Source organism: Frankia torreyi, from assembly GCF_000948395.1.
Lineage (GTDB): Bacteria > Actinomycetota > Actinomycetes > Frankiales > Frankiaceae > Frankia > Frankia torreyi.
The window spans coordinates 1-12,285 of the sequence record NZ_JYFN01000020.1 but is presented as its reverse complement, the minus strand read 5'-3'; the positions used below and the strand labels follow the sequence as shown (position 1 = coordinate 12,285).

9 protein-coding genes and 2 pseudogenes are annotated in these 12,285 nt (G+C 73.6%); 8 read left to right on the top strand and 3 right to left on the bottom strand.

From position 1 onward, the window contains the following. Positions 1-4 precede the first annotated feature (4 nt). Positions 5-1,123: an acyl-CoA dehydrogenase family protein gene (locus FF36_RS14065; RefSeq protein WP_044885571.1), complete on the bottom strand. Its 1,119-nt coding sequence runs from the start codon at positions 1,121-1,123 to the stop codon at positions 5-7. 133 nt (positions 1,124-1,256) lie between these two features. Further along, on the bottom strand, positions 1,257-1,940 hold the full coding sequence (locus FF36_RS14060) for a TetR/AcrR family transcriptional regulator (RefSeq protein ID WP_242422502.1): 684 nt from the start codon (positions 1,938-1,940) through the stop codon (positions 1,257-1,259). A gap of 298 nt (positions 1,941-2,238) precedes the next feature. Here FF36_RS14060 and fxsT point away from each other — a divergent pair. Together fxsT and FF36_RS37910 are read left to right on the top strand one after the other, a co-directional pair. Then, positions 2,239-4,723, top strand: a pseudogene (fxsT, locus tag FF36_RS14055) (FxSxx-COOH system tetratricopeptide repeat protein); the annotation flags it as partial. Between the two features lie 9 nt (positions 4,724-4,732). After that, positions 4,733-5,478, top strand: a 746-nt coding sequence (locus FF36_RS37910) for a tetratricopeptide repeat protein (RefSeq protein WP_242422501.1), incomplete at its 5' end; no start/stop codon positions are given. Between the two features lie 37 nt (positions 5,479-5,515). On the opposite strand, the gene FF36_RS14050 is transcribed toward FF36_RS37910, so the two are convergent. Further along, entirely contained in the window at positions 5,516-6,010 is a 495-nt protein-coding gene (locus tag FF36_RS14050; RefSeq protein ID WP_128423312.1) for a hypothetical protein, read from the bottom strand. A 327-nt stretch (positions 6,011-6,337) separates the two neighbouring features. Here FF36_RS14050 and FF36_RS14045 point away from each other — a divergent pair, with 327 nt between their 5' ends. The 6 genes and pseudogenes from FF36_RS14045 to FF36_RS14015 form a co-directional block, all read left to right on the top strand. Further along, positions 6,338-6,736 (top strand): DoxX family protein, encoded by a 399-nt coding sequence (locus FF36_RS14045; RefSeq protein WP_236706497.1) that lies wholly within the window; start codon positions 6,338-6,340, stop codon positions 6,734-6,736. A 1,764-nt stretch (positions 6,737-8,500) separates the two neighbouring features. Further along, positions 8,501-9,727, top strand: coding sequence for a DUF418 domain-containing protein (locus FF36_RS14030; protein ID WP_044885503.1), 1,227 nt, complete (start codon positions 8,501-8,503; stop codon positions 9,725-9,727). Positions 9,728-9,794: 67 nt separating this feature from the next. After that, the gene (locus FF36_RS14025) at positions 9,795-10,802 is read left to right on the top strand and encodes a sensor histidine kinase (RefSeq protein WP_242422500.1); all 1,008 of its coding nucleotides are present in this window, start codon (positions 9,795-9,797) and stop codon (positions 10,800-10,802) included. A 5-nt stretch (positions 10,803-10,807) separates the two neighbouring features. Then, positions 10,808-11,446, top strand: coding sequence for a LuxR C-terminal-related transcriptional regulator (locus FF36_RS14020; protein ID WP_044885568.1), 639 nt, complete (start codon positions 10,808-10,810; stop codon positions 11,444-11,446). A gap of 110 nt (positions 11,447-11,556) precedes the next feature. Further along, positions 11,557-11,882, top strand: a pseudogene (locus tag FF36_RS40370) (hypothetical protein); the annotation flags it as partial. A 1-nt stretch (position 11,883) separates the two neighbouring features. Continuing rightward, positions 11,884-12,285 (top strand): RNA polymerase sigma factor (locus FF36_RS14015; protein WP_242422499.1); only part of this gene is annotated, 402 nt, incomplete at both ends.

The window sequence follows — 12,285 nt, the reverse complement described above, 5'->3', positions numbered from 1 at the left end:
TCGATCACAGACCGATTCGGGTGGCCAGCAGGTCACGGTTCGCGCGGGGACTGCCCCAGAGCTGCACGCCGGAGCGGGCGCGCCGGTAGTACAGGTGGGCCGGGTGCTCGTAGGTGAACGAGATGCCCCCGTGCACCTGCATGTTCGTCCGGGCCGTCGAGAAGAACGCCTCCGAGCAGAACGCCTTGGCCAACGGCGCGACCGTGGCGACCTCCGGGCTGTCCTGCGCGAGGGCCCACGCACCGTAGTAGGCGGCCGACCGGGCGGACTCGACGTCGACGAAGGCATCGGCGCACAGGTGCTTGACCGCCTGGAAGCTGCCGATCGCCCGGCCGAACTGCACCCGCTCCTTGGCGTAGCCGACGGCCATCGCGAGCGCGAAATCGGCGCCGCCGGCCTGCTCCGCGGCCACCGCGATCCGGGCGGCGTCGAGGAAGCGGTCGAACACGGCCGCATCCGCCGGGGCCGAAAGCGGGGTCGCGGCCACGCCGTCCAGTCGCACCCGGGCCAGCCGCCGGGTGAGGTCGAAGACCTCCAGCGCGCTGCGCGACACCCCGTCCGCGGCACCGTCGACGGCGAACAGGCCGACACCCGCCGGGGTGCGCGCCGCCACCACCAGAAGATCGGCGTCCAAGCCGTCGGGCACGAAGGACTTCGTCCCGGTCAGCCGCCACCCGCCCCCGTCCCCGTCGCCGCTGACCGCGGCGCAGTGTACCCCGGCCGCGTCCCAGCCGCCGCCGTCCTCGGCGAGGGCGACCGTGGCCACCACCCGTCCCTCGGCGACCGCCTCGAGGTAGCCCGCGGTCACCGCCCGGTCGCCGCCGACCAGCGCGATCGTGGCCAGCGCCGTCGACAGGAACGGCACCGGCACCAGCCGGCGTCCGAGCTCCTCCAGCACGATCGCCAGCTCGACCGGGCCGGCCCCCGCGCCGCCGTGCTCCTCGGGCACCACCAGCCCCTGAAGCCCCAGCTCGCGGGCCATCCGCTCCCAGCCGGGACGCTCCAGCGCCGACGGTGCCGCCATCAGCCGACGCACCTGCGCCTCGGGGAAGGTCTCCTCGACGAACGCCCGCACCGTCGACCGCAGGGCTTCGTGATCGTCGGTGAACTCGAACGTGCCCACGGCGGCCTCCAGACGACCCGTCACACCCCAAGTACTGACCAATGGTCAGCATCTTCGGGGCGGACGTTACTGACCAATGGTCAGGATGTCCAGGGAACGGCCGTGCCGGCTCGGCTCCGCCCGGCCCGGCCCGTCAGTCCGACGCCGGCAACCAGGCCCGCAGCCCCGCGATGATCACGGTGAGGCCGTTGTCGAAGTCGGCGTCGGTCGCGAACGTGTAGGACCAGCCGTGCGCCGTGACGTCCCGCAGGCTCGGGAACGGGTCGAGGTCACCGGGCAGGTTCACGGTCGACCCCGCCAGCGCCTCGCCCCGGTCCGAACCCAGGAACCGCGCGAACTGGTGCTCGCTCACCAGGCAGCCACGCGTGTAGGTCGAGAGCAGGTGGTAGGCGTACCCCGCCTGCTCGGGCGTGAAGCCCGCCCGCAACAGCACCCCGAGCTGCGCGTCGATCCGCCCGTAACTGGAATCGAGCGCCTGCTGGGAACGACCCATGATCGCCCACTGACCCACCACCAGCTCGAACAGCGCCGGATCGGACCGCAGCACCGCCCGGAAGCCCTCCCAGTAGCCGCGCAGGTGCGTCTCCCAGTCGTCGGAGTCGATCACCGGCAGGGCCTCGTTGAAGCGCCGCACCGCTCGCCCCAGCAGCGCGTCGACAAGATCGTGCCGTCGTGGGAAGTGGTAGTGCACCGCGGGATGCTGCACCCCGAGGGCCGCGGCCACCTTGCGGATGGTGACCTCGGCCAGGCCCGCCTCGGCAGCCAGCCGCTCCGCCGCCACCAGGATCACCTCGGCGTCGAGAGACCCCCGCGGCAACCGACCGTTCACCTGCGCCGGCACGACACCGCCTCGGCGCCACCACGACCGGCGGCGACCGACCTCCCGACGACTGACCTCCCGACGCCCGGCCTCCCGACGCCCGGCCTCCCGACGGCCGATCCCGCGATCATGCCCGACCGCGGCCGATCAGCCGACCCGAAGCACACCTCCCGCATCGCCCAAGGCTAACCGCGCGACGCGAATCCCCTCGAGGTGGAAGCAGCACGACCGCAGCGCCGAGCTGTCGCTACCACAGCGGATCGAGTGGTTTGGGTGACTGTGTCATGCTGTTCGGGTGACGGGCGGGGGCGATGGTCGCGCTCTCGACATCTTCGTGTCCTGCGCCGCGGACGGGCTCGGCTGGGCTGAGTGGATCACGACAACGTTGGAGGACGCCGGGCATCACGTCGCATTCGGCGCCTGGGACGCGGTGCCCGGGACCCATCGGGCCTCCTGGCTGGACGGGGTGACGCGGCAGGCACGCCACACCATCGCGGTGGTCTCGGACGGCTACCTGGATTCGCCGACGGCGCCGACGGAGTGGGGCGCGGCCTGGTCCCCGCGGATCATGGACGGTGAACGCCGGCTGCTGGTCGCGCGGGTGACGGACCGGCCGATCCCCGGCCTGCTCGGCCAGCTCGTCCCGATCGACCTGGTCGGCCGCAGCCCGCTGGCCGCGCGGACGATGCTGCTCGCGGCGGTGCGCGGCGAGGCAGAGCGAGTCGGGGCCGGGCATCCCGGGGCCGGGCATCCCGGGGCCGGGCATCCCGAGGCTGGGCGTCCCGAGGCTGGGGACGCTGGGGAGGGGCGGCCCGAGGCCGGGCGAGTGGGGACCGCCCGGCGGGCGGAGACGGTGTCCGGTGGCCCTGGGGCGGTGTTTCCGGGGGAGCTGCCGGCGGTGTGGAACGTGCCGCGGCCCTCGGCACGGTTCGTCGGCCGGACGGCGACGCTCGGCCAGCTCGACGACGCGATGTCCGCCGGCCGGCTGGTCGCGGTGACGGGCCTGGCGGGCATCGGGAAGACCAGCCTGGCCATCGAGTACGTCCGTCAGCAGCGGATGGACCTCGACGCGGTGTGGTGGGTGCCGGCGGGACGTCCGGAACTGGTCGGGGAGCGGGTGCGGGCACTCGCACCGGCGCTGGGTCTGCCGGCGCACGCGGAGCCCGCCGCGGTGCTCGCCCGCCTGGACGCCGCCGACGGCCGATGGCTGCTCGTCCTCGACGACGCCGCCAGCCCCGGTGAGCTGCCCGGCTGGCTGCGGCCGTCGACCGGCGCAGGCAGGATCCTGGTGACCTCCCGCTCGGACGCCTGGGATGGCGCCGGCATGGTGGTGCCCGTCGGCCCGTTCACGCGGGCGGAATCGGTGGCGTTGCTCAGCGAGCGGCTGCCGGCGGTCGACCGGACGGTCGCGGAGCGGATCGCCCACCAGCTCGGGAATCATCCGCTGGCCCTCGACCAGGCGGCGCACCGCATCGGCCACGCCCGAGTCCCCGCCGAGACCTACCTGACGGCGCTGATCGACCGGCCCGCCGTCGTGCTCGGCCAGGGGGAGGTGCCCGGACGGCCCGGAATCACCGCCGCGAACCTGTGGACCGAGCCGATCCGCCGGCTCGACGCGGACGCGCCGGCCGCAGGCGAGCTCCTGCACCTCGCCGCGCACGGCGACGCCTCCGCCCCGCTGCCGCTGCGGCTGCTCACGGCCGCGCCGGAGGCGATCGGCGACGCGGAGCTACGCGCGGTGGCCGGCGATCCGCTGGAGCTGGCCGACACGGTCGCCACCCTGGAACGCGCCGGCCTCGCCCACCGCGACGGCGCCGCCCTGGCCCTGCACCCCCTGGTCCGCACCGCCGTCCGCACCGCCACCAGCCCCGAGGACGCCGACCGGCACGTCGACACCCTCGGCCGGATGCTCCACGCCGCCCTGCCCGAGCAGATCGCCGCCACCCCGGACGCCTGGCCGCCCTGGCGCGACCTCCTCCCGCACACCCTGGCCACCCTCGAGGCCACCGACCCCGCCACCGACACCCCGCACACCGCCTGGCTGGCCGAACACGCCGCCGCCTACCTCACCGAACAGGGCCACCCCGAGCAGGCCGAACCGCTCGCCGCCCGCGCGGTCGCCGCCCGCGAACGCCTCGACGGCCCCGACCACCCCGACACCCTCACCGCCCGCGAAACCCACATCCGCGCCGCCCTCAACGCCGACCACCTCGCCGAAGCCGGCCCGCTGGCCGAACGCAACGCCACCGACCGCGAACGCATCCTCGGCCCCGACCACCCCGATACCCTCACCAGCCGCGAAACCCTCGCCCGCGCCTACCAACAGGCCGGCCACCTCGACCACGCCACCGACCTGTTCGCCCAGAACCTCACCGACCGCCGCCGCATCCTCGGCCCCGACCACCCCGCCACCCTGGAAAGCCGCCATGATCTCGCCGTGGCCCACGCCGACGCCGGCCACGATGACAGGGCGGCGGGAGTACTGCGGGCGACCCTCACCGATCGCGGCCGCATTCTCGGTGCCGACCATCCGGACACCCTCGACTCCCGCCACCATCTCGCCGTCACCTACGAGCGAATCGGTGCGACCGGAGACGCCCTCGCCCACGCCGAACCCACTCTCATGGCTCGTGAACGCGTCCTCGGCGCCCACCACCCCCAAACGCTGGACAGTCGCCACCAGCTCGGCGTCACCTACCACCAGGCCGGCCGTCTCGACGAAGCCGCCCGCGACCTCGACCAGGCCCTAACCGGTCGCGAACAAGTTCTCGGGCCTACTCNCCCCCACNCCCTCGACAGCGCGCAGGCTCTTGCCCGCACGCACCTCACAGTCGGACGGCCTGAAACCGCCGTGCCCCTGTTCGATCGAGCACTGACTGGCCGCGAACGCGTCCTCGGGCCCGATCATCCGAAGACCGCGCAAAGCCGAGAACAGCTTGCCGCCGCCCACGTCGCGGAAGGCCGGCCAGGTGAGGCCGTGCCGCACCTCGAACGCCTCCTCGACCGTCACGAACGGCTCCTCGGCCGCGCGCACCCAAGGGCCATGGAAGCCCGCGACGACCTTGCGGCCCACTATCGCGACTCAGACCAACCCGAGGCGGCTCGCTACCACCTCGAACGGCAGCTCACTGCACGCGCACAAGCCCACGGCGTCGCCGACGCCCGTACTCTGCGCACGGCCACCGGGCTCGCCGAAGTGTGCCGAGAGACCGGCCGGACGCCCCAGGCCGTGGAGCTCACCGAACGCGTCCACGCCATCCGGACCCACACCCTCGGCGCAGACCATCCCGACACCCGTGCCAGCCGCACCACTCTCGCCGACACCTACCGCCAGGCCGGCCGGCACGCCGACGCCGCACCCCTCTACCGCGACGCCCTCACCGACGCCCTGCGCGATCACGGCCCCTACCACCCGGACACCATTCGCGCCCGCCGCGTGCTCACCGACACCACCCGCCAGTCGGACGCCGACAAACCGCCCTCACCCGAACGGCCACCGACCTCCGAAACCGGATATTCCCGCCTCGGCCCGTAACCGAGTTGGCCTGTCTTCCGCCAATCGCGGTGGTCCGTCAACGTGTGTCCGGGGACCCGCCGCCATCTTCATGCGGGGAGGCGTCCGCGTCGTCGGACGGCCGGCCGAACCTCTCCAGCTTGTCGAACAGACGCGACCTCGCATCATCGGCAGGCCCCGACTGCTCGGCGGCACGCTCCCGCTTCTCACGGGCCCGCGCGTCCGCCGCCTCGTTCGCCTTGTCTCGAAACTCCCGCATCATCTGGTCAAGCTCTCGCTGAGCGGACTCGAACTCGTGCTCGTCGGCGAGGCGGTTCATCACCTCGTTGCGGTCGCGGGACTGCCAGGTGCGGGTGAACGAGCCGTCCCAGTCGACCGGGCGCAGCGGCGGGCGGCCCCCGGATGGCGCCTCCGGCGGTTCCGCGGAACCGCCCCGCGGCGGTTCGGCCGGCTTCGGACCAGCGTTGGCGTGGGCGTCCGGTGGAGGTGGGGCTGCGTCCCGATCGGCGTCGGGGGCCTGGTCGGGGCCGGGGTCGGTCGGGGAACTGGACACGGTCATCCTCCCTGTGGCTGGCACCGCCGGTAATGATCCCACTGCGGCCGGTCCGTCGGGCGGCCGAGGGTCAGACTGCCGAGGGGCGGTCGGCGTCGGCCTGGACTGGCGGGAGGGCCCGGGGTTGCGGGCGGGCAGTGCTGCGGGCGGGGAGTGCTGCGGGCGGGGCGAGTGCTTCGGGGTGCGGGAGGAGTGCTGCGGGCGGGGAAGTGCTGTGGGTCGGGGGAGTGTAGGGCCGGGATCGGCACGTGGCTGCGGCGCGGCTGCTGGCTGGGTCCTCGTCGTGGCCGGCGACCTGCGGGACCCCGCGATGGTTCGATGGGACGCGTGACATCTTCACAATTCACCCCGCCCGGCCCGTTGCTGATGAGCGGGGCCTTTCTGGTCAGCGGGGTGACGCACCTGGTGCGTCCCGCCGTGTTCGAGCCGCTGATCCCGCGGGCGCTGCCCGGTCCCCGGGCGGTCGTCTACGTCAGCGGCGTCGCCGAACTGGTCTGCGCGGCCGGGTTGCTGACGAAGGCCCGGTGGGCGGGACCGGCCAGCGCCGCCCTGCTCGTCGGGGTGTGGCCAGGGAACCTGCACTCGGCGCTCGACGCGACGGCCAAGGCCCGCCGCAGCGGCGGCCGGCCCCGCGACGTCGCTCGGGCCGCCGCCATGTGGGCTCGCCTGCCGCTGCAGATCCCGATGATCCGCGCAGTTCTGTCCAGCTCCCGCCGCGCCGCCTAACGAACCGTCGCAACCCTCCGATCCCGACCCCGACCCCACCACAGCCCCGGCCCCGGCCCCGATCACAGCCCCGGCCCGGAGGATCGATCACGTCGAGTCCGGCTCCGGGAGACCCGGCCTTGACGATCGTGGCGGTCCCTACAGGCTGGGCTGCGGGACGTCGCGGTGCTGGGTGATCCACGAGCCCGCCGGGCCGTTGAGCATGCGGGCCCGGTGGAGGCGACGGTGGAACAGCGCGACGAGCTCGGCGTCGTGGCGGCCATCGTCGGCGAGGACGAAGTCCTCCAGCTCGCGCTCGCCGTCCGCCCACGACCGTGGGCGTCGTCCCACCAGGGCGGCGGTGTCGTCGAGGTCCGCGGCGACGACCGCCGCCCCGATCTCGTCGATCCGCTGCAGGTGTCGGGCGAGCCGCACGGACATGCGGTTGTGGTACCGCTGCGCGCCGGCGCCGAGGTCCTGCCCCTCGAGGGAGCGGGTCAGATGCCGGTGCGCCGGCCCGTACGCCGACCCGACCGGCTCGGGTTCCGCGACCTCCACCAGCTCGACCCCGACGACGGTGGCGATTCCTTCGAGCGCCATCAGGTTGGTCTCGATGCACCAGTGCAGGTTGAGCATGTAGTCCGTGCCGGGCACCGGATCGGCGAGCACGGAGTGGAACTCGAGCTGGTTCGACAGGGCCCACAGAATGTAGTGGTAATGNGCTCGCCGTCCGCCCACGACCGTGGGCGTCGTCCCACCAGGGCGGCGGTGTCGTCGAGGTCCGCGGCGACGACCGCCGCCCCGATCTCGTCGATCCGCTGCAGGTGTCGGGCGAGCCGCACGGACATGCGGTTGTGGTACCGCTGCGCGCCGGCGCCGANGTCCTGCCCCTCGAGGGAGCGGGTCAGNTGCNGGTGNGCCGGCCCGTACGCCGACCCGACCGGCTCGGGTTCCGCGACCTCCNCCAGCTCGACCCCGACGNCGGTGGCGATTCCTTCGAGCGCCATCAGGTTGGTCTCGATGCACCAGTGCAGGTTGAGCATGTAGTCCGTGCCGGGCACCGGATCGGCGAGCACGGAGTGGAACTCGAGCTGGTTCGACAGGGCCCACAGAATGTAGTGGTAATGNACGGCCTGGAGGTCCACCGCGGTGCCGCTGCGTTCCTCATAGCGGCGCATGAGAGGGGCGAGGTCGCCCAGGGCGACGAACGGGCTGCGGACCCACATTCCCCCGAGATCCTGCAGGGGGTCGCCGACGTGCCCGAACTCCAGATCGAGCAGCGCGGTGATGCGTCCGCCGGAGTGCAGGAGCTGCCCGGCGTCCCAGACGATGGCCGACTCGCGGCCGCGCGAGTCGGGACGGTGCCGCGACAGCCACCCCAGCACGAACTCCTGGAAGGGGTCGGGCCGCTTCTTCAACTTCCGGTAGGCGGACTCCTCGAAGTGCCGCAGACCCACCGCGCCGGGATCCTCGCCGGCACCGGTTCGACATCGACCCACCAGGCCGGGCGCCACCGCGCCTGCCGCTCGACGCGCACGACCTTCCCGCCCACCTCACGTTCCAACCAGCCGGTTATCCACTCGCCGTGCCCGTCGCCGGATGCAGACAACCCGACCTCCCCGCTTCATCGCGAAAGGTCATCATGAGCGTCCTGGCACCGGATGTCACGCCGGATGCGCGCATCACGGATGGACCTGTCCGAGTGCGCAGGGGGTTCAGGCCCCCCGCCGAAGAGGGTGTCCAGGCCCCTCGTGGCGGTGGCCGGGCGCCATGAGTCTGAGGGTCATGACGCAGACGCCTCCCGCGACGGCCGCCCCGCCCGGACCCCGGCACTCCCCGCAGCGCGCGCTGGCCCCCGACCTGGCCCGCGGCGCGATGCTGCTGTTCATCGCGCTCGCCAACGCCGGGAACTGCGCCTTCGCCGGCCAGCCCGGCATCGACAGCACGCCGCACGGCGCGGAGCGGGTCGTGGACTTCCTGATGATCACGCTGGTGAACAGCCGGGCGTACCCGGTGTTCGCGGTCATGTTCGGCTACAGCCTCGTCCAACTGGCCCGCCGCCGGGCAACCGACCCCGACGGCGGGCGCGGTGTCCTGCTGCGCCGCAACGCCTGCCTCATCGGATTCGGCTTCGTGCACGCGACGCTGCTCTACTTCGGCGACTTCCTCGGTGCCTACGGCATCGTCGGCATCGTCGCGACACTCGTCCTGCTCCCGCGAGGCGACCGCTTCCACCGGCTCGTGCTCTGGCTCTGGGGGCTCCAGACGCTGGAGGCGGCGGCCGTCGCGGTGGCGGTCGTCCTGCGGTGGCGACGGGGACCTGCGACGCTGACCAACGCGGCCGACCCGTCGCTGGCGGCGTCGTCCTACGGGCGCTCGGTCCTCGACCGGCTCGCCGAGTGGCCCGTCCACACCGCGACCGTGATTCCCTTCATCGTCATCGTCTGGCTGGGCATCTGGGCGGCGCGGCGGCGCATCCTCGAAGACCCGGCCGCGCACCGGCCGCTCCTGCGTCGGGTCGCCTGCGCCGGCCTGGGTGTCGCCATCGTCGGCGCGCTGCCGTACGCCTTCGTTTCGGCCGGTATCGCGCATGTCGACGCGGGTACAGTGCACCGCATGTCGTGGCTCCACGCGGTCACGGGCGAGTATGCCGGCCCCGGTTACGTGGCCCTGTTCGGCCTCGCGGCGGCACGACTGGCCCGGCCGCGGCACCCACGCTCGGATCGGGCCGTGCGCTGCGTGGACGCCGTGGCGGCCCTGGGACGGCAGTCGCTGACGTCCTACCTGGCCCAGTCGGTAGTGTGGCTGGCACTGTTCTCCCGGTGGGCGCTCGACCTCGGCGGTTCCACCTACGTCGCCACCCTCGCCGGCCTGCTCGTCTGGACCGGGTCGGTGGGGTGGGCCTGGGCGATGGATCGGCGCGGCCGCCGGGGGCCGGCCGAGACGGTGCTGCGCCGCATCGCCTATGGCGTCCGCGCGCGCCCCGCCCGTCCCGCGCACCGGGCGGTGTGAGGTGAGCGGGACGGCAAGGCGGTCGACGGCCGACCCGCGGGTCCCGACCGCCCCGGCGGTGGCCGCGGTGTCCGTGGTCGCCGTTGTCGCCGTGGTCGCCGCGGTGGTGTGCGCGGCGGTCGCGATCGCGTGGGCGGTGGCCGGCGGCGGCTACTTCTGGCCTCGATGGGTCTGGTTCGGGGTCGCCACCACCGCTGCCGCCGCGTTCCTCCTGGGTTGGACACGGCGCCACCCGCCGGGCCGGCGGCGCCGACTCGCGGCCGGGCGAGCAGTGTTGGCGCTCATCGTGCCGGTCGACGTGACGGTGTGGGCGCTGTCCGGGGGTGGGTACTTCTGGCCGCTGTGGAGCATCACCGCGTGGTCGATCCTCTTCGGCGGGTATGTCTGGGTGGTCAGCCGCCTGCCGGACAGGCGGGAGCAGGAGCTCACCACCAGGGTCGCCGTCCTGGCGCACACCAGGCGCGCGGTGCTGGACGGGCAGGCCGCCGAACTCGCAAGGGTCGAACGGGATCTGCATGACGGTGCCCAGGCACGCATGGTCTCCCTCGCGCTCAGCCTCGGCATGGCGGAGGACCTGGTCCGCGCGGACCCCGAGGCGACCGCGCGGCTGCTGCGAGAGGCGCGGTCCACCGCGGTCAGCGCCCTGGACGACCTGCGTACCGTCATGCACAGCATCCACCCCGCGGTGCTCGCCGACCGCGGCCTTGCCGGCGCGCTTCGGGCCCTCGCCCTGGACCTCGCGCTGCCGGTGACCGTCGACGGCGACGCCCCGGCGCAGTTGCCCGCGGCGGTGCAGTCGGCCGCCTACTTCGCCACCGCCGAGTGTCTCGCCAACGCCGTCAAGCACAGCCAGGCCACGGCCGGCGGGATCAGCCTGCGGCATGACGGGGCCGTTCTGCGGATCGTCGTCACCGACGACGGGATCGGCGGCGCCGACCCCGCGGCGGGGCTGGGGCTACGCGGCGTCAGGCGTCGGCTCGAGACGTTCGACGGCCGTCTCGACCTCGACAGCCCGCCGGGCGGGCCCACCGTCATCACGATCACCGTGCCCCACGGTCCGGGCCGCCTGCAGTGAGCCGGCTGCGCATCGTGCTCGCCGAGGATCTGACCCTGCTGCGCGACGGGCTCATCCGGCTGTTCCAGGCGCACGACTTCGAGGTCGTCGCGGCGGTCGACAACGGTCCGCAGCTCGTCCGGGATCTCGTCGCGCTGCGCCCGGACGTCGCGGTGGTCGACGTCCGCCTGCCACCCGGTCACACCGACGAGGGCCTGCGGGCGGCGCTCGCCGCCCGCCAGCAGCTTCCCGGCCTGCCGGTGCTCGTGCTGTCCCAGTACGTCGAGCAGCTCTACGCCCGGGAGCTGCTGGCCGACGGGCTCGGCGGCATCGGCTACCTGCTCAAGGACCGGGTCTCGGATGTCGGGCAGTTCATCGCGGCGGTGCGGCGCGTCGCCGCCGGCGGCACGGCGCTCGACCCGAGCGTCGTGGCGAAGCTGCTCGACAGCCGCCGCCGGCCGCTGGACCGGCTCAGCCCGCGGGAGCGCGAGGTGCTCGCCCACATGGCCCAGGGCCGCTCGAACGCGGCGATCGCGGCCAGCCTGGTGATCACCGAGAAGGCGGTCGGCAAGCACACGGCCAGCATCTTCACCAAGCTCGGACTGCAGCCGTCCGAGGACGACAACCGGCGGGTGCTCGCCGTCCTCGCCTACCTGGAGGGGTAGCGCCTGCCCGCGCCGGGATGCACGGGCCGAGGTTCGGGCTCGTGCGCGCCGCCGAACCGCCCATCCGCAGTGGTCGTGCCGGGGTGTAACCCTGCCGTCTATCTGTACGGGTGAGGCGGTGGCGACCGGTGGCGGGTGGTCGGGCGTGGATCCGACGACGCACCGTGGCGGGAGAGGAGGCGGTCGGCGGCACCGGCGGCGGCGCGTCGGGCGACGGCTGTGACGGCTGTGACGGCGGTGACCTGGGTGGCGAGGGTGGCCGAGCCGGAGCCGGCGTCGGAACCGGCCGGGGCGGCGGCGCTGGCGTCGGCGTGTTGTCGCGTCCTGACCCGCCGCGGTTGCGGGTGGTGTCCGATGACGTCTATCCGGGCTGGGAGGAGATCTATCGCGACAACGTGGAGCGGGTGTACAGGATCATGTTTGCGAAGGTGGGGAANCGTCCGGACGCCGAGGACCTGACGGCCGAGGTGTTCATGGCGGCGCTGCGTCCCCTGCGGGTGTCGGCTAGCGTCGGTGAGGTGCGGGCGTACCTGGTCGCGACGGCCCGCACGGTGCTTGCCGCGCACTGGCGGCGCACCCTGGGAGTCGCCGTCACCACGCTCGACGAGGATTCCGCCCAGACGATGTTCACCACCGTCGGCGCCCCGGCCGGCCCGTCGGCGCTGGACAGTCCCGCTCGCGCGGAGGCGATCCTGGCCGCGTTGCCGGACCGGTATGCCCGCATTCTGCGGCTGCGGTTTCTGGAGGCGTGCACGCTGCGGGAGGCCGCCGACGAGCTCGGGATCACGGTAGGGAACGCGAAGGTTCTCCAGCACCGCGCGCTGCGCCAGGCGGCCCGG

What these genes read in the sequence shown, in the direction of transcription:
- FF36_RS14030 (WP_044885503.1), top strand. Translation starts at nt 8,501, where the DNA reads ATGACGCAGACGCCTCCCGCGACGGCCGCCCCGCCCGGACCCCGGCAC.